We start from the raw sequence: 24,354 nt of genomic DNA, 5'->3' as shown, positions 1-24,354 counted from the left end.
GGCTACTGAACCAGCTTGACCTGCTCGCCCGGCTGCAGCCTGTCGCTTTCCGACAGTCCGTTCAGCACACGGAACCGCAGCAGGCGGTAATCCGGGTAGGGCATGCGCTCCGCCAGGCTTTCCTGCGTCTCCCCGGCCTTCACCGTGTGAATGCGCAGGCGATGCGGCTTCACTTCGCTCGCTTCCTGGGCGCTGAGCTTGCGGAAGCTGTAAGTTGTCCGCCGCAATTCCTCGCCGAGGCGGTCGGTCAATTCCGGCGGCGTCACGAAGAGGAAGCGGTACATCTTGCCGCCGCCATAGCTTATCGCCACCGCGCGCAGATCCCGCGAGCCCTTCTTGGTTCGGGCGGTGGTGCGGCCCGTCGCCGCCGGCATGCCGTTGATGTCGATGCGCTCGACCTCTTGCAGCTGGCTATTGCGCGCCCACTGCTCCGTCAGGTAGCGCAGCGGATCGTTGCTGGCGTCCTTGCCGGCCTGGTCGAAGACGATAACCGAATCCTCCGGCCCCATCGCTACCACCTGGGTCGATGCGTTGAACAGCCGGAAGCCCTCCGGCACCTCGAAGGCGAAGCGCAGTTCGGGATGCATGAACTGCCGGCCGCGCACGAAGCCCTCGTCCGCGCTGTAGCCGTACAGCAACCCGTCGATCTTTCGCAGGTAGATGTCGCGCGCGACCATGGGGTTCGCAACCGTCTTGACGTTGGCGGCCACGATGGCTTCGCGCACACGCTCTGCGGTGCGCGGATGGGTTTGCAACAGGCTGAACCTGTCGGCGGCGTCCGGATCGCCGCGCAGCGTGGCCTGCAGCCGGCTTTCCGCCTGCATCTTCTCCAGGAACCCGGCCATGGCATCCGGCCCGTAACCAGCCCGCGCGACATAGCGCACGCCAAGCTGGTCGGCCTCGAACTCCTGGCTTCGCGAATAGCCGCTGAGCGCCACCTGCGACAGGGCCCCCGCCGCCTGCGCCGCATCGCCGCCCAGGAAGATGCCGGCGGCGATGCTGGCGGCGGTGGCGAGGACCGAGCCGCCATAGCGCTGGGCGCTGTGGCGGGCGGTGACGTGGCCGATCTCATGGCCCAGCACGCCGGCGACCTGCGCCTCGTTGTCCGCCAGCGCCATCAGCCCCCGCGTGATATAGACATAGCCGCCGGGCAGCGCGAAGGCGTTGACGATGGGGCTGTCCAGCACCGTGAATGTCCAGTCCAGGTTCGGCTGCTCGGAAGTCTTGGCCAGCAGGTTGCCGATGCTCTGGACATAGTCCTGGACGGCCTTGTCGTCGTAGGCGCCGCCGAACTGCTCCACCATCTTCGGATGCTGCTCGGCGCCGAGCTTCTCCTCCTGCTCGGGCGTCAGGCCGCCGGTGAAGAAGGTCTCCCCCGTCGCCGGCGAGGTCGCGCAGCCGGCCACGGCCGGCAGAAGCAGCATGGCCGTGAAGATGGCGGCGATCCGCCCCTTCCGGCTTGCCCGGTTCCGACGTTTCGCGCTCATTGCAGCACCTCAATCTGTTCAGGATGCGTCGCCTCGATCATGGGGCCGTTATACGATTCGATCCAGCCTCGCACGCGCACGACACGTCCTTCATAGCTTTCGGGCTCGATACCCTCGTCCTCGAACAGCCGCCGCACTTTCGGCGTCAGGGTCACGGTGAAGTCTTCCCGCCAATTGCGGCCGAAATTCAGATAGGCACGGCCCCGCACGACGGCGGCGCTCATCACCCGTCCCTCCACAAGCTGGAAACTGCCCACGTCCTCGCCAACCTGCCAGGGCGTGCGGACCTGATAATAAGGATGGTCCCAGATACCGCGCCGCGCCGCGCGCGCCGCGCGCTCGAACTCCAGCAGGCGCGGCACCAGCGCCCGGTTGTCGGCAAAGCTGTAGACCCGCGCCAGGCCCTTTCGCAGCATCTCCGCCTGCACCCATGTGCCGTCTTCCAGGAACAGGTGCGCAAGCTGGCGGCGGTGGCGATCCGTCCTGCGCCCGCCATAGGCCGGCGTCACCTCCCGGTCCAGCGTCATCTCCGCCAGCGCGGCCTTCGCCTCGTCGGAAAGCGGCCACGCCTCGAAGCCCGGCCGGCCGAGCGGCAGCTTCGGTGCCTGTAAACCGACCAGCCGGACCTCCCGCCCATCCGCCAGGATGAGCGTGTCGCCGTCCACGATCTCGACGACCTCGCCAGCCTCGGCGGACTCCAGCACCTCCGGGATGCCGGGCTCTCCGGCCTCTGCCGGCGGGACGGTCACAAGCAGCAGGGCTATAGCGAGAACGGGAATCCGCATGGCGACTATCCTAGCAGGTGACGCGGGGGGCGCCGATGCGCTATGCATCCATTGACCGTGAAGGAGCTTCCATGACCCGGCAGCAGCGCGACCTTTACCCGCCGATCGAGCCCCGCGAAAGCGGGATGCTGCGGCTGGACGATCTGCACACCATGTACTGGGAGGTCTCCGGTGCCGCCGACGGGCAGCCGGTGGTGTTTTTGCACGGCGGTCCCGGTGCCGGGGCATCGGCGGATCACAGGCGTTTCTTCGACCCACGGCACTACCGCATCGTCGTATTCGATCAGCGCGGGGCGGGGCGGTCGCGCCCGCTGGGCGAGACGCGGGACAACACGACCCAGCACCTGATCGCCGACATGGAGCTCCTGCGGCGTCACCTGGATATCGAGCGATGGCTGGTGTTTGGCGGCTCCTGGGGCTCGACGCTGGCGCTGGCGTATGCCGAGGCGCACCCCGAGCGGGTGACGGCCCTGATCCTGCGCGGTATATTCCTTTGTCGTTCGGCCGAGATCGACTGGTTCCTCTATGGCATGCGCAAGCTGTTCCCGGAAGCGTGGGAGCGCTTCGCCGGGTTCATTCCGGCAGCCGAACAGGGCGACCTCCTGACGGCCTATCACCGCCGCCTGCTGGACCCGGACCCCGGTATTCACATGCCGGCGGCGCGGGCCTGGTCGACCTACGAGGGCGCGTGCTCGACGCTGCTGCCCAGTCCGGAAACCGTGGCGGCCTTCGGCGAGGAACGCATGGCCCTCGGACTTGCGCGGCTGGAGGCGCACTACTTCCGGAACCGGGTGTTCCTGCGGGAGAACCAGTTACTGGACGAGATCGGCCGCATCCACGATATCCCCGGCGCCATCGTTCAGGGCCGCTACGACGCCGTCTGCCCGATCCAGAACGCGCACGACCTGCGCAAGGCCTGGCCGAAATCCCACTACACGGTGGTTCCCGACGCCGGCCATTCGGCCATGGAGCCGGGCGTGCGCCGGGCCCTCGTATCCGCGGCCGAGCGCTTCAAGAACGTGGCGTAACGTCCCTATCGGTTGCGGTTCGTGCAGTGACCGCTAAGATGGCGGGTATTTGGCGGAGATTATATGCAAACAGCGGGGGGGATGGTGTCGTGCGCGAGCGGGCGGTTCTACTGATCCTGGCCATGCTGATCGCCGGCCTTTGGGCGGGACGGTCGGTGGCGCAGGAAGCGGACGGTTCTATGAAGGAAAATGCCGACCCTGCCTACCTTTCGGTCGGGGCCGGCTGGTACGATCTGGTGGACGGAGAGGACGAGGCCGCCGATTTCCGTCTGGAATACCGGCATGATGAAGGCATTTGGCTGGTCAAGCCCTGGGCGGGCCTGGAACTGACCGGCGACGGCGGCCTCTGGGCGGGCGGTGGTGCCTTGATCGACGTGGATCTCGGCAAGCATATCGTCTTGACCGGTGCCACGGGTGTCGGCGCCTATGAGGAAGGCAGCGGCAAGGACCTCGGCTCGACGCTGGAGTTCCGCTCTCAGGCCGAGGTCGCATGGCGGTTCGACGACCGCTCGCGCCTGGCGCTTGCCTTCAGCCATATCTCGAACGCCGGTATCGGCGACGACAATCCGGGAACGGAGATCGTGACGCTCTACTATCACCTGCCGATCGGCCGGCTAAGCCAGGCGCTGGGGCAGTAGCGTTGCGTTACCCACGGCATGGCCCCTGCCGCGCTTGCATGCTATAACCCTCAGCGTCCGCAAGGCGTTCGCGTCCCCGTAGCTCAGCAGGATAGAGCAACTGCCTCCTAAGCAGTAGGTCGGAGGTTCGAATCCTCCCGGGGACGCCATTTGCCTGCGGGTCTATACCGATCACATGGGTTACGGATTATTCCCGAGACATGGGTAACAGGCTCGGGCCGAAGGGGTTGTCTATCCGCTCCAGCCGGCAGCTCTCCTCGTCGAAATATCCCAGATCGCGCAATCGGTCATCCTGCTACGGCGTCACGCCCGTTTAGGCTTGCTTTTGCTGGGTGGCCGCACTTGATGTGCTCACGCGGAAGGCGGAGAGCGATGCAGCCTTGGCGTGTCAGTTTGATCGTGCGAACAATTAATGTTTGTATAAGAGTAGTTTTTAGATAAAATACCACATATAAGGGTGGCGCTTCTCCGTGGAGATGCAAGGCAAGCTGACGCGTCGGATGCTGGCGTGGAAGCGTGTGTGCGTTGGCGTGTCCTGTTGCGGCGCGCGAGCGTCCCTCCCGTGCGTGTGCATGTGATCGGTCAACTGCTTACGACCGTGCCCCTTTGGGCTCGATTACCAAGGAGGTTCAGAATGACATCGTTTGCCGTTGCCTCAGTGCAATTCGAGGCACGCGTCGGCGACAACGTGGCCGAAATGTCCCGCCATGTGGCCGATGTGGCAAGGCGCTATCCGTGGGTTGATATGATCATGTTCGGGGAGCTTGCCGCCCACGGTCCAAGCGTGACCGCGGCGCAGCCGATGCCGGGCCCGACGGAGAGGCATTTCTGCGAGCTGGCACGCAAGCACGGTGTCTGGCTGCTGCCCGGCACGCTGTATGAGCGGCTCGAGGGCGCCATCTACAACACCGCCCCCGTGATCGATCCGAACGGCCGTGTCGTGGCCCGCTACCGGAAAATTTACCCGTTCCTACCCTATGAACCGGGCGTGACGCCGGGCGATGCTTGCGTGACCTTCGAGGTTCCGGACGTCGGAATCTTCGGCGTATCGATCTGCTACGATTTCTGGTTCCCGGAGACGATCCGCACTCTGACATGGAAGGGCGCGGAAGTAATCCTGCATCCCACCATGACCGATACGCCCGATCGCGACGGCGAGCTTGCGATTGCGCGCGCCCACGCCTTGACCAACCAGTGTTATTTGATCGACGTGAATAGCGCCGGCGAGCTTGCACTGGGGCGCTCTATCGCAGTGGGGCCAGACGGCGATGTGATGCACCAGTGTGGCGCCGGTCAGGAGATCGTACCTTTGCCCCTCGACCTAGAGCGGGTGCGCCGTAGCCGCCGCGAGGGCACCATGGGCCTGGGACAGCCGCTGAAAAGCTTCCGCGACGGTCCGGCAAGCTTTCCGCCATATACAAGGGGGGCGGATGCCAGTAAGGCACTGCAGTCTCTCGGCCCGCTGGAGATGCCTGGGCGGTACGCCGCCTTGTCCAAGGCGGCGGAGTAAGCCGGCAGCCTTCGCCATATATTGGCTTATGCCTGGAGGATTCTACCGGTTGTCGTCCGGCGAGCGCAGTCGCTTGAGAAAGTCTTTCACCGCTGGCGATGTCCAGTCGGCCGGGCCGGATAGATAGCCCACCGCCCGGCCATCCGGCGCAATGATGTAGGTAATCGGAAAGCCGTAGAGCGGGAAGGCGGCGCGGTTGGCGTTTTCCTGGCTGAAATAGCCCGTGCGTTCGCTCGGGTCGGCATAGATGTCCAGGTGGCGGATTCCAAGGCGGTCATAGAACGACCGGACCGTGTCGATTCCGCCCCGGTCCATGGCGACCGCGACGACCTCCACGCCCGAGTCGCCAAGCTGGGCCTGCAGGCGGTCCAGTGTCGGCAGCTCCTCCACGCAAGGCGCACACCAGGTGGCCCAGAAGTTCAGGACCACGACCTCGCCCTCGAACGCGCCCAGATCGGTCGGCGCGCCGGCGGTCCTGATCGGTGTGCGCGGCGGGATGCGCCGAGGCTCCAGCCAGGTAAAGGCATTCTGACGTCCCTGAAACCCGTTGCCGATGGACTCATCGCCGATGTCAGCGCATGCCGCGAGCATCGTTGCGGCAAAAAGCATGACGACCGCGCTGCCCCGAGGTTTCCTCGGCGCAGCCAGAATCCGCTGTGCGAGCCGCCTACGCTTCATCAGTTCTCCCGATAATCCTGCCGAGCGCATTGCTTTCGCCCGATTGACTGCCGAAATGCCTGCCGAACTCGGGCGAAACTGCGAGTGGCGGCCCGCGATGGCAAGCATCCCGCACGACAACGTGATCGGATACGGGACGTGGGTGGGCTCGAAATCGCAGCCACATGGTGGCGCCGAGGTACTTCTGAATCCTTTTGTTTGCTCCGGCTGAAGCTACTCGTAATGGGTATTGCTCCGCCGCCGTGTATTGGATACCGAATTTATTGATTGAACCGCCGCCTTCCGGGTTCGGTGATCCGGCGGGCCGCGGACTTTTAGGGAAGCCGGCGCGGCATGCTGAGTATCATTATCGTCAACTACTTCACGCGCGATCACGTCGCCGCCTGCGTCGAGAGCATTCGCGAGCACGCGAGCGACGTGGATCTCGAGGTTATCGTTGTCGACAACTCGCGCGAAGACGACGTGCGGGCGGCCGTCGAGCCTATATGCCCCGATGCCATCGTGATCGAGAGCCCGCGAAACCTCGGCTTCGGTGCGGCCTGCAACCTTGCGGGCGGCAGGGCGCGCGGCGAGCATATCCTGCTGATAAACCCGGACGTCGTGGTGCTGCCGGGCGCGATCCAGGAGATCCTGGCTTTTGCCCGGCGCAGGCCGGAAGGCGGTATCTGGGGCGGACGAACGCTGCGGCCCGACGGCTCGCTCAACCCAGCATCGTGCTGGCGGGCCATGTCGACCTGGTCCCTGCTGTGCCGCATCTTGGCCCTGGACAATGCAATGCCGGACAGTCCGCTGTTCAACTACCACGGCTATGGCGGCTGGTCGCGAGCGGACGAGCGCGAGGTCGAGGTGGTTTCCGGCTGCTTCCTGCTGATCGCGAAGCCGTTGTGGGACGCTCTTCGCGGCTTCGATGAGCAGTTCTTCGTCTATGGTGAGGACGTTGATCTTTGTCTGCGGGCCGCGGCCCTCGGCTATCGCCCATGCGTCACGCCGCGTGCGACGGTCATCCATGAAGGCGGCAGTTCCGAGAAGGTCAAGGCCGGCAAGATGATCCGCCTGTTGACCGCGAATACGCAGTTGATCCGCAAGCATGCCGGACGCCCCCGCGCCGTGGTGCAGGCCGCGCTTCTGCAAATGTGGCCGCTTTCGCGCTACCTCGCTTTCCGATTGGCAACGACCCTGGGCATGCGGCGATGCGAAGCCGGCCTGCAGACCTGGCGAGAGGTCTGGCGAGCGTTGCGGGACCAGGGCCAGGGCGCGCATTTGCCAAGCAGCCGGCCCGTCGAATGACGGGCCAGTGGCTCCCCGTCGCATATCTAACGGGGATGCGAAAATGATTTGGCTCTACTAAAGGGTTACTCTGTGTTCGTTGTATTGGGCGCACGAAAGTGCCGTCGACGCCCCACCGGGTGCTTGCTACCTTACATGCAAATCATGGGGTTGAGCGCGTGGACGAGCTAGACAGGGAACAACCGGGCGCCAGTTTCAATCTGGGAGATCTGGTTGGCATCATAAAACGTCGGAAGTGGTGGATCGCGATTCCGACGCTCCTTCTGAGCGCAGCGGCGGTTACCGTGGCGCTGATGCTGCCGCCTGTGTATCGCGCCGAAGGCACGATCCTGATCGAACGGCCGAACGTGCCGCCGGATTTGATCGATAGCACCGTCACCAGTCAGGCGGATGAGCGCATCGAGAAGATCCGTCGTGAGTTCATCGCGTCGGACAACCTTGCCGGCCTCGTGGAGAAATACGACCTCTATCCAGAAATGCGGCGTGAAGTGCCGATGGCGGATGTCGTCCATCGGTTCCGCCAGGGAATCCACGTCGAACTGGTCCAGAGCAGCCGGCGCGAGCCCGCCGTGGCCTTCCAGGTTGGCTTCGAATACTCGGAGCCTGGAAAGGCACAGCAGGTCGCCTCCGAGGTCGCAACCTGGTACCTGCGGGAGAACCTGCGCGCGCGTCAGGAAAAATCGCGCGAAACCGCCGAATTCCTTGAACAGCAGACCTCCGCGCTGGCAAGCGAGGTGGGGCGTCTGGAAGAGGAGCTGGCGGAGTTCAAGAAAGAGAACGCAGGCCAACTGCCGAATCAGCAGGATCTGATCCGCGGCGAGGTTGTCGAGCTGCAGCGCTCCCTTCGCGACCTCAACTTCGAGCGGCAGTCGCTTGGCGAGCGCCGCGCGGACTTGGCCCAGACGCTGGCCGGGATCCAGAGCGGCAGCGAGCCCGCGGCGCTGGCGCCGGACAGTCGGTTGGAGGAGTTGCGTGACGAGCGGGCGACGCTCGCGGCTCAATATACCGAGAAGCACCCCGATATCATCAGCCTGGACCGCAGGATCGCCGCGCTCGAAGCCAGGCAGAGCGGACAGGACCAGGGCACGGAGGCGTCGGGTTCGACGACGGCTCGAAGCGGCAATCCGCAGATCTTCCAGATCAGGGAAGAGCTGGCCGCGATCGACCGCAATCTCAATGCGCTTGCGCGCCGCCGGGACGTCCTGCGCAGCGATATCGAGGAGAAGCGCGAGGCGCTGAGACGGGCCGCGGCGATCGAGGACGAGTACCGCGCGCTACAGCGTGAATACGATAATACGGTTACAGATTACCGCACGCTGCGCCGCAAGAAGCTGACGGCGGACATGGGCGCTTCGCTGGAACTCAACCAGAAAGGCGAGCGCTTCACGCTGATCGAGCCGCCGCAGGAGCCGTTCAGCCCGATCAAGCCCGACCGGAAGATGATTGTGCTGGCTGGCGCGTTCATGTCCTTGGCCTTCGGCTGCGGGCTGGCGTTCCTCAGGGAGATGGCGGACGGCTCGATTCGCGGCGTGCGGAAGCTGGAAGCTCTGACGGGCGCCCAGCCGCTGGTCGTCGTTCCCTACATACGCACCCGGCGCGAGATCGTGCGGGCGTGGACGTGGCGCGGCGCCTCGGCGGCCGGCGTGCTGGCGGCCGCGGCCGGAGGCTTGTTCTACGTCCATACGCATGTCGTGCCGCTCGACATTGTGGCGTCGCAAGCAGAGCAGCAGGTCGACGACAAGCTCGACCGCTTCCTGAAATAGGCGGCTAGGCGGAGCGAGAACGACGTGGAGAAGATCCTGAAAGCCTTGGAACGGGCGCAACTTGAGGCCGGCCACGTGGCAGCGGGGCGTTCGGCGACGGCTCTCCGGTTTCAGGCTCACGTTCAGCCGGAGAGCGCGCCGGCGTCCCGTCCGGCGCCGCGCACGCGGGTGGAGCCGGTCTCTGAGGCGGCGCTGGCCGCCAACCGTCTGGTCGCCGGCCTGCCGGAGCACAAGCTGGGCGATACGTTCCGCGTGCTGCGCACCCGCGTGCTGCAACTGCTGGAGGAGAACGATTTCAGCACGCTCATGATTGCCAGCCCCAACCCCGGGGACGGTAAGAGCGTCGTGGCCGCGAACCTCGCCATCAGCCTCGCCAAGCTGGCGACGCGCTCGGTCCTGCTGGTCGATGCCGACCTTCGGCGGCCTTCGGTGCACAAGCTGTTTTCGGTGAGCGGGACGCCCGGACTGGTGGATTACCTGGAAGAACGGGCCGCGTTGCATGAATGCCTGGTCAGGCCGGGCATCGAGAGCCTCGTCCTTCTTCCCGCCGGGCCCCCGATGGAAAACTCGTCGGAACTTCTCACCGGTCCGCTCATGACGGGCCTCGCGACGGAACTCAAGGCGCGTTATCCGGATCGTATCGTCATTTATGATGCGCCGCCGCTGCTGACCTCCGATGATGCGATCGCTTTCTCCGGCTACGTCGACTGCGGCCTCCTGGTCGCGGCCGAGGGCGAGACGCCGGTCAGCGATATCGAGCAGACGCTCATGATGTTGAGCGGCCTGCCGATTTTGGGGACGGTCCTGAACAAATCGAACGAGTCTCCAAGAAGTTATTACGGGTCGTAGGTTCCGGCGGTCCTTGAAACGAGTCTCTCCATAAGGCGGACTGGCACTGCGATGTACGAGCGATTTCATGGCCTGGACCGCAAGCCGTTCTCCCTGCTTCCCGACGCCGACTTTCTCTATCTGGGACGTCGGCACAGGACGGCCTTCAGCCTGCTCCAGTACGGCGTTCAGGAGGGCCTGGGCTTCGTCGTCATCACGGGCGAGATCGGGGCGGGAAAGACAACGCTGATCCACCGCCTGCTGGGCACCATGGGCGGCGATGTCCGCAGCGGCCTCATCACGCATACCCACGCCGCCTATGGCAGCGTCATCCGCTCGGTCGCCTCCGCGTTCGAACTGAAGTGCACGGGCGACAATCAGGTGATCTACAACGGCTTCCGCGATTTCCTCGGTGTTTGCGAGCGAGAGGGGCGGCGCGCAGTCCTGATCATCGACGAGGCGCAGAATCTCTCCATCGGCGCATTGGAGGAACTGCGGATGCTGTCGAACCTGAACCTGGGCAGCAGGCTCGTCCTTCAGATCATCCTCTCCGGCCAGCCCCAGTTGCTTGAGAATCTGCGCAAGCCCGAGCTGGAGCAATTCGTGCAGCGGATCGGTATCAATTATCACCTGAAAGAACTCGATCTTGCCGACACTGTCGACTATATCCGCCACCGCCTCGGCGTGGCGGGCGGAAGCCCGGAGTTGTTCGACGATCTGGCATGCGCGGCCGCATACGTCTATTCAGGCGGTATTCCGCGCCTGATCAACGTGCTTTGCGATCTGGCGCTGGTTTACAGCTATGCCGAGAATCGCCATCAGATCGACTACGAGGTCATCGCCGACGTCGCCGAGTCGCGTGAATCCGGGGGCCTCAGCCCGTTCAGGGGTGAGCTTTCCGGCAAGAGTCGCGACCAGATCCGCGACATCCTGTGGCGTCGGCTTGATGCGATCGCTCCCGATAGCTTGGCAAAGGCCAGTCGCCAAGCCTGAAAGATGTGTGCTCCCGATATGGCGGCCGGAGGTTTCGCGGCGGCCTTTCCTTGGCTGTAGCGTTGCATTGTCGCTGCGGCAACTCTCTGACGGCGCCGGTTTATAGTGAATCGCTTGCTATCACATGTCGCGTTCGGCATGTTTCACTGGCATCGTTTTCGGTGTTCGTCCGGGGGCGTCGGGCGCATTTTTGTGCCTGTCGAGTATCGTCAAGGGATCCGGGTGAAGGAAGAGACCGGCCCGGATGTCATGGGGCTTTCGCGGATCCTGGCCGCGGCGAAGACAACCACGAGAGGGGCGCGCGCATGAGGGCGTTGAAACAATGCATTGCCATGGCACTGGCGGGATTCGCGTTTCTGCTTGCCGGCTGTTCGAGTGACCTGCCCGCGCCGCCGTCGGACGCGACGCTGGATGCGGCGGACGCTGGACCTTATGTAATCGGGCCGCTCGATAACCTTGAGGTTTTCGTCTGGCGTTCGCCCGAACTGTCGACGACGATCGCCGTGCGCCCCGACGGCCGCATCTCGTTGCCACTGGTCGACGACATGGAGGCGGCGGGCAAGACCGCTTCCGCGTTGGCGCGGGACATCGAGAGAGCGCTGGAAACCTATGTCCAGGATCCGCTCGTCACGGTCATGATACGCGAGTTCGGCGGGCCGCTGGATCGGCGCATCCGCGTCGTCGGCGAGGCGCGCAAGCCCGTTGCGATCCCCTATCGCGCCAACATGACGGTGCTGGACGTGATGATCGAGGTCGGGGGGCTGACCGAGTTCGCCGCCGGGGATCGCGCCGTGTTGATACGCCGGAAGGATGGTGAGCAGACGTCCTATCGCCTTCGCCTCAACAGTCTGCTGCGCGAAGGGGACGTCAGCGCAAACGCTCCCGTTCTGCCGGGCGATGTGATCCTGATTCCCGAAACCTTCATCTAACCGCGTCGCAGCGCCGGGGTCCGCGTGGAAGGTCGCTCGCATCTCGCAACGGCAAACCGCAGTGTGCCGTGCTCCAGACAGTTCGCAGGCCACCTGGGGGCGCGGGCCATGTCCGGCATCCGGCCCGGTCTACGGGCGCTTGCTTTCACATTTCTGATTGTCGGGCTGGGCGGGAACGGCGCGCAGTCCGCCGAGACGCGCCTGACCCAGGGTGCCGGACTGGAAGTGGGGGTGACCGACAACGTCGATCTCGAACCCGACGAGTCGGCGAGGGAAGCGGTGGTCACGACGCTTTCCCACAGGGCGCGTCTGAGCCTGGACGGCAACCGCCTGGATTTCGACCTCGATTCGGATATCGAGCTTGACGTGGAATCGAGCCGGGGCGACGTCACCGTCGACCAGGATGTGCGCGCGCTTGGCAATGTCGAGGTGGTGCCCGACTGGTTCTTCGTCGATGTCCTGGGGTCTTCGAGGCGCCAACTGGTGAACAATACCAGCGGCATCTCCGCCTCGGGTAGGGCGCGTGGCGAGGATCGCGCAACCGTCAACATCGTCGAGGCAAGCCCGTACATTTCGCGCAGCATCGGCTCCTATGCGCGCGGAGAACTACGCCTTCGCCACACGGAAACCTTCGTCTCGGACAGCGACTCGACCAGCGCGGACCTTTCCGACCGCCGCATCGACCAGCAGCAATTGGCCGTCGCGTCCGGACCGCGCCTGGGTCGCTATCAACTTCGAGGCGAAGTCAGCCATCGCGACAGCCGGTCGGTGCGCGAGGACGGGGACTCGGACGGCGAGGACGACGATCTCGAGACATTCCAGGGGGCAGTGACGACGGCTTACGCGTTGAGCCCGCATTTCGCCGTGCTGGCGACGGTCGGTGGAACCGATGTGAATGCGGACGACGAAAGGGATCTCAGTGGACCTCTTTGGGATGTGGGCGTCGAGGTCGACGGCAAGCGGCTGCAGGGCGCGGCCACTGTTGGGCGGCGCTACGGAGAGAACCGCGCCACCCTTGACGCGGTCTACCAGCCAAGCCCGAAGACCTCCGTCGAAGCGCAGTTGACGCGCGAACTGGACACGAGCCAGGGGGCCATCGCCGCGCTGAACCGAGAGCGGATCGCGGATCCTACGCCCGGCGCAGTCTTTCCGAACGAGTTCAGGGACGACCTCGAAGAGGGTATCGCCCTCAGCTGGCGCGGCCGCCTGAAAGCGACCACGCGTATCGGGCGTAACACCCTTCGCCTCGATTTTCGCTTCATCGACCGAGAGTTCGAGGACGGTTCCGACCGCACCTTCGCGGCGCGCCTTTTCTGGGAGCGGAGCCTGTCCCGCCATTGGAGGACCCGCGTCAGCCTGCTCGGCCGCGAGACGACTGAGAACGACGTCGACGACACTTCGCTCTACGGCACGCGTCTGGAGCTTGTGCGGACCGTCAGCCGGAACGCGGAAATATACTTCGGCGTTTCGCGCAGCGAGCAGGATTCCGACATCGACGCCGACAACTATACGGAAAACGCCGCGTTCATCGGTGGGCGTATCGGTTTCTGAAGGCCCTCCTGCCGCATCCGCGCTTTGACGCCCGTCCATTTCATCGACGCACGACTCGCAAGTCACGAAAACACTAAAACCTAAGAACAGAAGTCCTCTCCAAAATATCACAAAGAGAGTACTTCGCCTGCGTGCTTTGTCGGGTGGCTCGGCCTTGATACCAATAGTCCTGCACGCGGCATGTGGAAGATCGAACGAATCCCGCGCGCCATCTCAACTCTTCCTGCTCCAGGCAGCTTTGACGGAGGAAGGTGCCGGAGCAGCCCAGTCTCGAGCGGGCGGCTTATGGCGAACGATCGGTTCCTTCTCGGTAACAATGCACGCGGCCATCCCGGTCGGCAGTGCCGTGTCGAATTGCCGGCCCTTTCTCGCCCGGTGACGACTCCCGCCCACATCACGGGCGGCGACTAGAATGCGGATCCTGGTCGTCTTCGGCACGCGTCCCGAGGCCATCAAGATGGCGCCGGTGGTAAAGGCTTTCCAAGCCGTCCCCAATGTCGATCTCAGGGTCTGTGTCACGGCCCAACATCGCACGATGCTCGATCAGGTGCTGGAGATCTTCGACATCGTTCCCGACGTCGACCTGGGAATCATGAAACCGGGGCAGAACCTGTTCGACATAACCGCCGACGTGCTGCGCGGGCTTGGCGGCGTGTTGAGGAACCTTTCCCCGGACTGGGTCCTGGTCCACGGCGACACCACAACGACCATGGCGGCGACGCTGGCCGCCTTCTACTTCAAGATCCCGGTTGGCCATGTTGAAGCGGGTCTGCGCACCGGCGACCTCTATTCTCCCTGGCCGGAGGAGATGAACCGCAAGGTCGTGGATGTCATGGCCGAGTTGCTGTTCGCCCCGACCGACGGCGCGCGCGACGCCCTGCTGCGCGAAGGTGCGCGGACGGAGCGTATTCATATCACCGGCAACACCGTCATCGATGCGCTGATGGAGGTCGTCGGCCGCATCGAGACGGACCCGAAGCTGAACGACGTGCTGTCGCGCGAGTTCCGGTTCCTGGACAACAACAAGAAGTTGGTGCTCGTCACGGGCCACCGCCGCGAGAGCTTCGGGCCGGGGCTGGAGAGGATCTGCCGGGGCCTGCTGCGCATCGCCGAGCGCGACGACGTGGAGTTGGTCTATCCGGTGCATCTGAACGAGAACGTGCAGGGCCCCGTCCGGCAATGGCTTGGCGAGCGGCCCAACATCCATCTGATCGAGCCGCTGCAGTACCTGCCGTTCGTCTATCTCCTGAACCGCTGCGAGATCGTCATCACGGATTCCGGCGGCGTGCAGGAGGAGGCGCCGTCCCTGGGCAAGCCGGTGCTGGTCACCCGCGACGTGACCGAGCGGCCGGAAGCCTTGCAGGCTGGCACCGCCCGCCTGGTCGGAACCGATACCGACCGGGTTGCCGGCGAGGCGTGCCGGCTTCTCGGCGACCGGGATGCCTACGCCAGCATGAGCCGCGCTCACAACCCGTACGGCGATGGCCATGCCAGCCAGCGCATCGTGGAGACCGTCTGCAATGGATAAGCCCTTCGACAGGATTTGCGTGATGGGGCTCGGCTACATCGGGCTGCCGACCGCGGCGACCCTGGCCAGCCGTGGCGTGGATGTCATTGGCGTCGACGTCAATGAGTCGGTTGTCGCCAAGATCTCGGAAGGGCAGTCGCATTTCTCGGAGCCGGATCTGGATATGCTGGTCCGCTCGGCCGTCTCGACCGAGAGGCTGCGCGCCGTCAGCGAGCCGGAGCCGGCGGATGCATTCCTCGTCGCCGTGCCGACGCCATTCAGGGCCGACCATAACGCCGACCTCTCCTGTGTCGAAGCGGCGGCTCGCGCCATCGCCAGGGTGCTTGAGCCGGGCAACCTGGTAATCCTGGAATCGACCTGCCCCGTTGGCACAACCTTGCGATTCTGCGAGTGGATCGCCGAGGAGAGTCCCGATCTTCGGCTGCCGCACGAGGAGCCGGCGAACCCCGATATCAACGTCACCTACTGCCCCGAGCGCATCCTGCCGGGACGGATGATCCTGGAACTGGTCGAGAACGACCGTATCATCGGCGGCATGACCGAGACCTGTGCGCGGCGGGCGGAAGAGCTCTACGAGATCTTCGTCAAGGGTACGCTGCACGTGTCCAACGCCAGCACGGCGGAACTCGTGAAGCTGACCGAGAATGCCTACCGCGACGTCAACATCGCCTTTGCCAACGAGCTTTCGATGGTCTGCGAGAAGCTGGATGTCGACGTCTGGGAGGCCATCGACCTGGCCAACCGGCATCCCCGCGTCAATATCCTGAAGCCCGGCCCCGGCGTCGGCGGCCACTGCATCGCCATCGACCCGTGGTTCCTGATCGCGAACGCGCCGGAGGAGACGCGGCTGATGCAGGCGGCGCGCCGCGTTAACGACGTGAAGTCCCACGCAGTGCTGGAACGTGTCCGCAGGCAGATGCGCCGCTTCCGCGAGCCGGTGGTGGCGTGCCTGGGCCTTTCCTACAAGCCGGACGTCGACGACCTGCGGGAAAGCCCGGCGCTGCACATCGTCGAGGAACTGGCGCGGGACGACGAGATGCAGCTTCTCGTGGTGGAGCCGCATCTGAAGACGCTTCCCGCCACACTCGCCGAGGCCATTCACGTCGAGAAGGTGGAGATGAACGACGCCCTTTCCCGCGCCGACATCCTCGTCCTGCTGGTCGGGCATCGCGAGTTCCGAAAGGTCGACATGCGCAAGATCTACGAGCGTGTGGTCATCGACACCGTTGGCCTGTGGCGGGTGGATCGCGGCGAGCCGCGCTAGGGCGCGTGGACGCCGGTATGCGCCGCAACTCTGCGAAACGTAACCAAAAGTGGCCTTTCCATTGGGGAAGACGGGCCGCCGCGGCGACGGGATGCAAGACATGAGAAGCGCCAGCCGGCTCCGGGTCTGTCTGATCGTTGCCGTCCTGCTGGCCGCGTTCGCGGGGCAGGCAGTCGTCAGCATGCGGCAGAAGTCGGTCACGGTCGACGAACTGGTCTACATCACGGCCGGCTACTATCACCTGACGACCGGCGATTTCCGCTTCAACATGACCAACCCGCCGATGATGAAGCTGATCGCGGCGGCGCCCTTGTTGTTGTTGAAGCCGCAGCTTCCCGAGACGACGGGCGATCTCAGTGAGTTCAACGAGATCGAGCAATGGCAGTACGCCCGCCGCTTCCATTACGACAATATCGTGGATGCGGACACGCTGCTCTTCGCCTCGCGCCTTCCGGTCGTTCTGCTGGGCGTCATCCTTGGCTTCTTCGTGTTCCGCTGGAGCCGCGAGCTTTACGGCACCCGTGCCGGGCTGCTTGCCCTGCTGCTGTTCGCCTTCAGCCCCAACCTCCTGGCGCACACCCGGCTGGCGACGCAGGATCTTGGGCTGACGGCCTTCCTTTTCCTGGGAGCCTACGCCTTCTGGAAGTACGTGGAGCGGCCGAGCCTGTGGCGGCTTCTGGCCGCCGGTCTTCTCCTGTCAGCGGCGCTTGTCACGAAGTCCTCCGCCTTCTTCGCGGCGCCCGCTTTCCTGGCCTTCTGCGCCATCGTCATCCTGGGCCGTAGTGAGCACGGCGTCTGGGAAGGCTGCGCATTCGTCGCGCGGATCGACAGGCAACGGATCAGGACGCGGCAGTTCGCCTCCTTCGCCGCGGCGTGCCTGGTGCTCGCCGCCGTCATCGCAGTCTCGGTAAACGCCGCGTATCTGTTCCAGGGCACCTTCCAGCCGGTCACGGCCTATCTTCCGGCCGAAAAAATCCAGGAGCGCCTCGCAACGGCGCCGGGACCGGCGCGTCTCATCGCAGGTGCGTTGATCGACTTGCCGCTGCCGGCGCCGGAGGCGCTGGTGCAGATGGTGCGGTTCCAGGCGACACGCGTGTCCAGCGGGAACGTGCTCTATCTGGCGGGCGAGACCTCCAGGGAAGGATGGCATTACCACATGCCGCTCGCCTTCCTTATGAAGACGCCCATCCCGATGCTGCTGCTCACCGTGGCGGCGCTGTGGCTGGTGCTGCGCCGCCGCGACTTGAGGCCGGTCGAGTGGCTTTTCCTGCTTGTCATCGCGACGTTCATGGCGCTGTTCGCCTATCTGAAGGGCGTGGCCATCGGACTGCGCTACATCCTGCCGCTGTACCCCTTCCTTTTCGTTTTCGTCAGCCGGCTAGCCCGCGATTCGACCCAGTGGACGCGAACGACGGCGGTCGCACTGGCGGCGCTGCTTGTCTGGTACGTGGCCGGGACGCTGCGGGTGCATCCCAACTATCTAGCGTACTTCAACGAATCCGTCGGCGGGCCGAGCAACGGCTACAAGTACCTGGTCGACTCCTACCTGGATTGGGGACAGGACCTGAAGTTGCTGAAGCGCTACATGGAAAAGAACGACATCGAGCGGATCAGACTGGCCTACTTCGGCAGTGGCGATGCCCGGTATTACGGCATCGACTACGACTATCTCCCGTCGATTGGTCTGGCCCCCGTCGGGTCGGGCGATAAGTGGTGGTTCGAGCGCGGCCCTGGAAGCGACCTGCCTCCCTTCGAAATTACGGACGAGCCGCTCGCGATCAGCGCCACCCTATGGGCCGGCGTGTTCTACCCCGGCTACTACGAACCGCTGCGCGCGATGGAGCCAGACGATCAGGTGGGGCATTCGATCCTTATTTATCGGGGGCGTGGCGGTCGAAATTAATACATGCAGTATGGGTCTAAATTATCTGATTCATTGCGAAGCAGCCAATACTGAAGAAATTCAACCGCCCCATCGAACATGATTTCATGTTTACCTTGCCCGTAAATTTGATAACATAATCCATAACTTTCTGATTTATTGTTTTTATGCGCTGCTTCCAATTTGCGGAGCACCGCCTCCGCGCCCTTTGCTCTTTGGTCGTCGCCGCCGATTTCGATGAACATCGGGCGCGGCGCGATGAGTCGGGAGACGCGAGAGTCCAGGTTTTCAGGAAGAATATCGAAGAACGTATTGGAAAGCTCACTGACGAACCGCCAATTTGCGATGGGGTGATTTTTGCCAAGCAGCTTCTTTGCTCGGTCATCGATCCACTGGCTGACAACCACCGCATCCAGTCTGTCGTCAATTGCGGCGAGATAGAACGCTGTCTGTCCACCAAGGCTTATGCCGTACGCGGCCACGGAATCGCCAGCGATTCCCGGGCGACTGGCGAAATAGTCAATGGCATTCGAGATCATGCCGATTTCGATGCCTTGGATGCGATAGCCAAGCGGCATGGCCCTGAGATCGACGGCGTTCCGGTACTGATTGAAGTGTTGGACCGCACGCAGTTTAATTTCCGTGGTGAGCTGCGGCGCGAAGACGGCAAAGCCTGCCTTGGCCAGGCGGAAGGCGAATTCATGGTGGTACTCGCCAATCTGATAGCGGGAAGGATCGTCCAGCCCGAATATCCGCTCCGGGCTTGCTGCTGAGCCGTGCAATGCAATGACGAGGGGCTTCTCTTGGCCGTCAAGGGACTGCCCAACCAGGCCATAGAGGCGCAGCGGGCCACCACAGACCTCCAGGACGATTCTGTCGATCCGTATTCCGTGGCGTTCAGCAATCTGTTCTCGAAGCACCAGCCTCACCGACGACTCCTGGCACTCCCCCGGAACGCCAAGAGCATCGATAAGTTGTTCGCGGTTCTCAGCTCCGACTGTCGAGTGACTGTCCTTCCGGTTCGGTTGGGCATCAAGGCTGCTTGCCTTGGCCGTCAAGAAGGCATGGATGCTCGGGTACACAACGCCAAAGCCCTCGGTGACCCGATTTTCATTCGGATAATCCGCCGACTCACCGGGTAGCCGGTGATCCGTGTTGTTGGTATATTTACCAAATATTCGGATGCCTATCGCATCGGCGAAATCAAACATTTGTCCGCAACACGACAGGATATTCGGCAATGAATGGACTCCCCATCCAATTGCAAATGAAAGCCAAAAGATAATAATGGTTCGGAATCGAGGCCTGCGCACGGCCCTGTTCGCCTTTTCCCAAGAAACAAATCAAGCGCGAACGTTAGTACCGAAAATTTTGAGATGCAATAAAATTTGCAAACACCACATTTCGTAAGGATGCGACTTTGCAGGCAACGAGCGTGGAAAAACCAAGCCTACATCAACGACTCGACGCTTTCCCCATCCACGAACATGCGGAACCACAGCTCCAGCGCCATCAGGCTGAATACCTGCTTTACGAGGAGGAACTCCTTACGGCGTATCGCCTTCCGCAGGGATTCGACGGCCTTGGGATCGAAGATGCCGCGCCGGGCGATGGCGTCGGGGCTTAGAAGCTCTTCCATCAGCCTCATGAAATCGGGCTGCTCGAAGTAGTTCTCAACAGGCACGTAGAACGGCATCTTCTTGCGGTTGGAGGTCTCGCGCGGCAACAACTCCTGGGCGAAGCGGCGCAGGATGTATTTCCCTGTCAGCCCCTTGAGGCGCAGGTTCCGGGGCAGGGCGAAGGCGAACTCGACCAGTTCGTGGTCGAGATAGGGAACGCGCCCCTCGATGCCGCTGGCCATGCCCATCTTGTCCTGGCGCATCAGCATGTTGTCCGGCAGCCAGTGATCGAACTGCAGGCGCAGCATCCGGTCGAAGAACGTGCCCGGCACGTCGTCGAAGACGAATTGCCCCGCCCGCTGCTCGGCGATCTGTTCGGCGAACTCGGCAGTAAACAGGTTCCCCATGTCGCGGTCGTCGAAGAGCGAGATCAGGTGATGGTACTGGTCGGCGATGGAGCCGCCAGTCAGCATGCGGACGTAATCGACCGCCTTCAGCTTGCCGCGCTCTCCCAGATACGCCGGATACTGGAAGGCCGCGTTCATCCAGGATGCCGGGGCGGCGGAGAGCATCGGCTGCACCACGTGCGAACTCAGGAAAGACGGCACCACCTTGCGATAGAGGTGCCCGGCGACCATCACCTTGTGGAACAGGTAGCCGGAGAGGATCTCGTCCGCGCCTTCCCCGGTCAGAATGACCGTGACTTCTTTCTTCGCTTCCCGGGCAAGCTGGAACATCGGGACGCTGATGGCATCGCCCAGCGGCTCGTCCGCGTGATAGATCACCTGCGGCAGCAGTGTCGCCACGTCCGATGCCCGGCACTCGACGGTCCGATGCTCGCAGCCCAGGCGCCGCGCGGTGGCTTCGGCTTCCAGCAACTCGTCGTGTTCGTAGTCGAAGCCGACCGAGAACGTCTTCACCGGCAACGAGCCAACTTCCGACATCAGCGCGACGATGACGCTGGAATCGACTCCGCCGCTCAGATAGGCGCCGAACGGCACGTCGCTGATCAGGCGGCGCTTGATGCTGCGCCGCATCAGGTCCTTGAACTCCTGGAAATAATCCTCTTCGCCGCGCTTCTCCTCACCCCGGCCGTTCAGGGGCGGGGACCAGTAGGATTCGATCTCCACCTGCCCGTTGCGGTAGCGCAGGTAATGACCCGGCGGAAGCTTTTTGACATCGCGGAACAGCGTCTGCCGCCCCGGTACGTAGCGCAGCCTCAGGTACTCCTGCACGGCGGGTGCGTTGATGGTTCGCGAGAAGCCGTCGTACTCCAGCAGCGCCTTCGTCTCCGAGGCGAACAGCAGGCGCCCCGGCTGCTCCATGTAATAGAGCGGCTTGATGCCGACACGGTCGCGCGCAAGGAACAGCTCACGCGTCTGTCGGTTGAACACGGCGAAAGCGAACATGCCGTTGACCCGGTTCAGCGCCGCCGGCCCCTCCTCCTGGTACAGGCGAAGCAGCACCTCGGTATCGGAATCGGTCTGGAAGGCGTGGCCGCGCGCGGCGAGGTCTTCGCGCAGTTCGCGGTAGTTGTAGATCTCGCCATTGAAGCTGATGACCATGGCGCCGTCGGGCGTATGCATCGGCTGATGGCCGCCGGCCAGGTCGATGATGCTAAGCCGCCGGTGGCCCAGCGCGATATTGCCGTCCTCGAAATGCCCGGCATCGTCGGGGCCGCGATGGTGGATGACCGAGGTCATGCGCTCGATCAGGCCGGGCGCCTCGAAACCGATAAAGCCGCAGATACCGCACATGGGTTTCCGATCCGCTCAGGGCAGGACGATACGGCAACGGCGTTCCGCGCCCTGGCGCAGCTCGTCTGCCAGGATCGGGCGGTAGAACGCATCGCCGCCGTCTTTTGTCGAAGTCAGCTCCGCCGGCACGTGGTAGCGGGCGGAGCCCATATGGATCGTCGTGAAGGCCTCGTCGGTGACGAGCGTATCGACCTCGCCCGCGCCGCCGCCGTGAAGCCTGTCGTGAACCTCGATGCCGTCGTCATGCAGCACGATCCGGCGTCGGACGTGCAGGTCCATCTGGCGCTTGCGGTAGATCAGCACCTTGACCAGCACCGACTTCAGCCAGGCGGCGGGCTTCTGCATGCGGCCCAGCGTCAGGTTGAACCCGCGCAGGACCATGAACTTCAGCGGGCTCATCACCGGGCGCGAGACCTTGTAGAAGCAGCCGTCCACCGCGATTTCGCCGTCCGCCACCTCGCAGTGGCGCGAGGGTTCGAGCCACTGGTTCGAGACCGTGCCGCCGCCGCGCAGCTTGCCGATATAGCCGGCGTTGCTGAACACGAGCCTGGGCGCGGCGCGGTCGAACAGCTTGACGACGCCGCCCTTGCCAAGGCCGACGAAAAGGTCGTACCGCGCCTTGCGCACCTTCAGAAGGCCGGCTTTGGGAAAGTGCAGCCGCTCCGGCTGCTCGGGCGGGGTGGGCGGTACACCGGCCTTGCGCTCGCGCGCGGCGAGGTAGGCGAAAACATAGTTGTTCAGCAGCGGGAACAGGTTGTAGGCATCCACCGTGCCCAGTCCGGCGGCCGACAGGCTTGTCACGGCGGGGCGCATTTCCTCTGCGATCCACCGCGCCGCGCCGCTGCGATTAGCCATCATCTCGAAGGCGGCCGGGTAGTAGGTCTGGGTGTTCCGGCTGGCGTATTCGCCGCCCAGGCTGCGGTCCGGGTGGATGAAGTGGGCCAGGAAGTCGAACGAGCGCAGCAGCGACTCTTCCAGGTCTTTCCGTCCGCTCAGTTGCAGGTAGCGGGCCAGATAGAAGCTGCCGTGGGTCTGGTAGCCGGGGTCGGCGCCGCCGTACTCGTCGTACCAGCCCTCGTCCGACTGATGGCGCAGGATCTTGTCCAGGAAATAACGGCTGCCTTCCTCGAAGCGGGTTTCGCCGCTGATCAGGTAGGCGTGGTAGAGCGCTGCTGCCGCAGCGGCCAGATGGTTGGACAAGAAGCCGTGTGTCTCGTCGTTGCGGACCAGCCAGTCGCCGGCGCGGGTCAGTGCCGCCTTGAAGCGCTCGTCGGTCGCCGTGGGCAGCGCGCCGTGCAGGAAGCGCCATGCCTCCGACAGGTAGAACGAGGTGAAAGCGGTGGCGGCCAGCGAGTGCTCGTAGGGGTAGGCCTCGTCGAAATCGCCGCCCGGCCGCTGGATTCCGCACCAGTAGTCGAAGCCGCCAGCAATCCAGTGCAGCAGCTTCTCGCTGCGGTAATAAGGGCTGTCGTCCAGCGGCGTCGCGTAGAGGAAGCTGAGGAAGCACAGCCCTTCCTGGAAGCGCGCGCCCGGGAAGTCGGTGAATTTCCAGGCCCAATGCGTGCGGTCCATGCAACCCTGCGTCGGGCTGAACGGCTCGCGGTCGAGAAGGCTCAGGACCCGCACCGCCTGGCTTCGCAGCGCCGAGAGGTAAACCTCCGCCGCCTCGCGGTTTTCCGCCGTCGCGCCGGCTGCCTCGTCGGCGCCGGATTGCGCCCGTGCCAGTGTCATCCCGCCTTCTCCGCGTTTGCCGAATACCTGAGATCGACGGCGGACCAATGCTTTCGGGACACGAAGATCGCCGCACCGACAAGCGACCACGCGATGAAGGTGATCCGCTGCAGGAGCGCGATCAGGCCGCCAAGCGTGATGCCGGCCAGTTCGAACAGGTAGGCGTAGAGCGCTTCCGCCGTGCCAAGCGCGCCGGGCGGGTTGATCGGCACGGCCATCGCCAAGTGTGCTGCGGGCACGATCAGCAGGAACGGCAGCCAGTCGAAATCGTTCAATAGCGTGCGCGCCAAACAAACGTTCATCGCGACGATGAGAAGCTGCATCGCGACCGACATGACGGCCGAGGACCACAGGATCTTCGGGTAGGATCTGTAGGCGTCTATGGCCTCGTGGAGCTGCCCCGCAAGTCTATACCTCGACAGGCGCGAGAAGACGACCTTGATGAGGCGGCTTCGCCGCACCGCGCCGGAGAAATAAAGCCAGGCCGCGATGGGGAGCGCGACGGCAACGCCGATCGACAGCAGGAAGAGATAGCGCAACTCCGGGTTCGCCCGCAGAAAGTCGAAGTTCAGGATGCCAGCCGCGATGATCAGCACGAAAAGCGCGAGCAGGCCGAAAGCCCGGTCGACGAGCACGGAGACGATGCCGCCGCCGGGGTTCGTCGGGCATCCGCGCGCGACCGCGTAGGCCTTGTAGATATCGCCGCCGGTCGAGCCGAAGGCCACCTGGTTGAAGAACCAGCCGACCAGGGTGAGGCTCACCGTCGAGGACAGGGGATATTCGATGCTTTGCGCGCGCAGCAGCAGCTTCCAGCGCAGGCCGTTCAGGACCTGCGTTCCCAGGAAGAAGACCTGGGCAAGCAGCAGCCATTCCCAGTTCGCGAACGTCCTGGAAAGCTCGTCGAGCTGCAGCCGCCCGGACTGGAACAGCCAGTAGAACAGCCCGACGGCGAGCGAAACCTTGAACGCCGTGAAGATGTGGTTCTTGGCTTTCGGGCCGGGACGCATGCTCATGCTTCGATCCAGCCGGGGAACGCGCACGGTGTCTCAGTCACCGTGCAAGATTGGCGCGCGCGGCGGGCGATGTGAAACCTCCC

The 24,354-nt window shown here is 63.9% G+C and carries 19 protein-coding genes and 1 tRNA gene; 13 read left to right on the top strand and 7 right to left on the bottom strand.

Features of this window, described 5'->3' with window-relative positions:
* Nucleotides 1-2: 2 nt before the first annotated feature.
* Together DRB17_RS08740 and DRB17_RS08735 are read right to left on the bottom strand one after the other, a co-directional pair.
* Nucleotides 3-1,487 (bottom strand): M48 family metalloprotease, encoded by a 1,485-nt coding sequence (locus DRB17_RS08740; protein WP_114581821.1) that lies wholly within the window; start codon nucleotides 1,485-1,487, stop codon nucleotides 3-5.
* Nucleotides 1,484-2,272 (bottom strand): thermonuclease family protein, encoded by a 789-nt coding sequence (locus tag DRB17_RS08735; RefSeq protein WP_114581820.1) that lies wholly within the window; start codon nucleotides 2,270-2,272, stop codon nucleotides 1,484-1,486. The genes DRB17_RS08740 and DRB17_RS08735 overlap by 4 nt, the downstream gene beginning before the upstream one ends.
* A 71-nt stretch (nucleotides 2,273-2,343) precedes the next feature.
* Here DRB17_RS08735 and pip point away from each other — a divergent pair, with 71 nt between their 5' ends.
* The 4 genes from pip to DRB17_RS08715 all read left to right on the top strand — a co-directional run bounded on the left by pip (nucleotide 2,344) and on the right by DRB17_RS08715 (nucleotide 5,448).
* On the top strand, nucleotides 2,344-3,300 hold the full coding sequence (gene pip / locus DRB17_RS08730; RefSeq protein ID WP_114581819.1) for a prolyl aminopeptidase: 957 nt from the start codon (nucleotides 2,344-2,346) through the stop codon (nucleotides 3,298-3,300).
* Between the two features lie 89 nt (nucleotides 3,301-3,389).
* Complete coding sequence (locus DRB17_RS08725; RefSeq protein ID WP_161958755.1) at nucleotides 3,390-3,938, top strand: acyloxyacyl hydrolase; 549 nt, start codon at nucleotides 3,390-3,392, stop codon at nucleotides 3,936-3,938.
* 72 nt (nucleotides 3,939-4,010) lie between these two features.
* A tRNA-Arg gene (locus tag DRB17_RS08720) sits at nucleotides 4,011-4,087 on the top strand.
* Nucleotides 4,088-4,572: 485 nt separating this feature from the next.
* Complete coding sequence (locus tag DRB17_RS08715) at nucleotides 4,573-5,448, top strand: carbon-nitrogen hydrolase family protein (protein WP_114581817.1); 876 nt, start codon at nucleotides 4,573-4,575, stop codon at nucleotides 5,446-5,448.
* 42 nt (nucleotides 5,449-5,490) lie between these two features.
* On the opposite strand, the gene DRB17_RS08710 is transcribed toward DRB17_RS08715, so the two are convergent.
* The gene (locus DRB17_RS08710) at nucleotides 5,491-6,126 is read right to left on the bottom strand and encodes a TlpA disulfide reductase family protein (RefSeq protein WP_161958754.1); all 636 of its coding nucleotides are present in this window, start codon (nucleotides 6,124-6,126) and stop codon (nucleotides 5,491-5,493) included.
* A 333-nt stretch (nucleotides 6,127-6,459) separates the two neighbouring features.
* Here DRB17_RS08710 and DRB17_RS08705 point away from each other — a divergent pair, with 333 nt between their 5' ends.
* The 9 genes from DRB17_RS08705 (at nucleotide 6,460) to DRB17_RS08665 (ending at nucleotide 18,172) form a co-directional block, all read left to right on the top strand.
* Nucleotides 6,460-7,413 carry a glycosyltransferase family 2 protein gene (locus DRB17_RS08705; protein WP_114581815.1) on the top strand — a complete coding sequence of 318 codons (954 nt, stop codon included), beginning with the start codon at nucleotides 6,460-6,462 and terminating at the stop codon, nucleotides 7,411-7,413.
* Nucleotides 7,414-7,571: 158 nt separating this feature from the next.
* Nucleotides 7,572-9,176, top strand: a complete 1,605-nt coding sequence (locus DRB17_RS08700) for a GumC family protein (protein WP_147274858.1) — start codon at nucleotides 7,572-7,574, stop codon at nucleotides 9,174-9,176.
* Between the two features lie 24 nt (nucleotides 9,177-9,200).
* A complete protein-coding gene (locus tag DRB17_RS08695) occupies nucleotides 9,201-10,025 on the top strand; it encodes a CpsD/CapB family tyrosine-protein kinase (RefSeq protein WP_114581813.1) in 825 nt (274 codons plus the stop codon).
* A gap of 51 nt (nucleotides 10,026-10,076) precedes the next feature.
* Nucleotides 10,077-10,997: an ExeA family protein gene (locus DRB17_RS08690; RefSeq protein WP_114581812.1), complete on the top strand. Its 921-nt coding sequence runs from the start codon at nucleotides 10,077-10,079 to the stop codon at nucleotides 10,995-10,997.
* A 305-nt stretch (nucleotides 10,998-11,302) separates the two neighbouring features.
* The gene (locus DRB17_RS08685; protein ID WP_114581811.1) at nucleotides 11,303-11,926 is read left to right on the top strand and encodes an XrtA/PEP-CTERM system exopolysaccharide export protein; all 624 of its coding nucleotides are present in this window, start codon (nucleotides 11,303-11,305) and stop codon (nucleotides 11,924-11,926) included.
* Nucleotides 11,927-12,034: 108 nt separating this feature from the next.
* Nucleotides 12,035-13,477, top strand: coding sequence for a porin family protein (locus tag DRB17_RS08680; protein WP_114581810.1), 1,443 nt, complete (start codon nucleotides 12,035-12,037; stop codon nucleotides 13,475-13,477).
* Nucleotides 13,478-13,889: 412 nt separating this feature from the next.
* Nucleotides 13,890-15,005 carry a non-hydrolyzing UDP-N-acetylglucosamine 2-epimerase gene (gene wecB / locus DRB17_RS08675; protein ID WP_114581809.1) on the top strand — a complete coding sequence of 372 codons (1,116 nt, stop codon included), beginning with the start codon at nucleotides 13,890-13,892 and terminating at the stop codon, nucleotides 15,003-15,005.
* Nucleotides 14,998-16,269 (top strand): UDP-N-acetyl-D-mannosamine dehydrogenase, encoded by a 1,272-nt coding sequence (wecC, locus tag DRB17_RS08670; protein ID WP_164496336.1) that lies wholly within the window; start codon nucleotides 14,998-15,000, stop codon nucleotides 16,267-16,269. Before wecB ends, wecC begins: the two co-directional genes overlap by 8 nt.
* Nucleotides 16,270-16,369: 100 nt before the next feature.
* Complete coding sequence (locus DRB17_RS08665; RefSeq protein ID WP_161958753.1) at nucleotides 16,370-18,172, top strand: glycosyltransferase family 39 protein; 1,803 nt, start codon at nucleotides 16,370-16,372, stop codon at nucleotides 18,170-18,172.
* Here the strand turns inward: DRB17_RS08665 and DRB17_RS08660 are convergent.
* From DRB17_RS08660 to DRB17_RS08645, 4 genes are all read right to left on the bottom strand, one after another.
* Nucleotides 18,169-19,392, bottom strand: coding sequence for a dienelactone hydrolase family protein (locus DRB17_RS08660; RefSeq protein ID WP_147274857.1), 1,224 nt, complete (start codon nucleotides 19,390-19,392; stop codon nucleotides 18,169-18,171). The two genes, DRB17_RS08665 and DRB17_RS08660, sit on opposite strands and share 4 nt — an antisense overlap.
* 209 nt (nucleotides 19,393-19,601) lie before the next feature.
* Complete coding sequence (asnB, locus tag DRB17_RS08655; RefSeq protein ID WP_114581806.1) at nucleotides 19,602-21,527, bottom strand: asparagine synthase (glutamine-hydrolyzing); 1,926 nt, start codon at nucleotides 21,525-21,527, stop codon at nucleotides 19,602-19,604.
* 15 nt (nucleotides 21,528-21,542) lie between these two features.
* Complete coding sequence (locus tag DRB17_RS08650; RefSeq protein ID WP_114581805.1) at nucleotides 21,543-23,258, bottom strand: hypothetical protein; 1,716 nt, start codon at nucleotides 23,256-23,258, stop codon at nucleotides 21,543-21,545.
* Nucleotides 23,255-24,271 carry a lysylphosphatidylglycerol synthase transmembrane domain-containing protein gene (locus tag DRB17_RS08645; RefSeq protein WP_114581804.1) on the bottom strand — a complete coding sequence of 339 codons (1,017 nt, stop codon included), beginning with the start codon at nucleotides 24,269-24,271 and terminating at the stop codon, nucleotides 23,255-23,257. The genes DRB17_RS08650 and DRB17_RS08645 overlap by 4 nt, the downstream gene beginning before the upstream one ends.
* Nucleotides 24,272-24,354 lie beyond the last annotated feature (83 nt).

Source organism: Ferruginivarius sediminum (genome assembly GCF_003344765.1).
Lineage (GTDB): Bacteria > Pseudomonadota > Alphaproteobacteria > Kiloniellales > Rhodovibrionaceae > Ferruginivarius > Ferruginivarius sediminum.
Note: the sequence above shows the minus strand (reverse complement) of the source record. Positions and strands in the feature narration are given on the sequence as shown.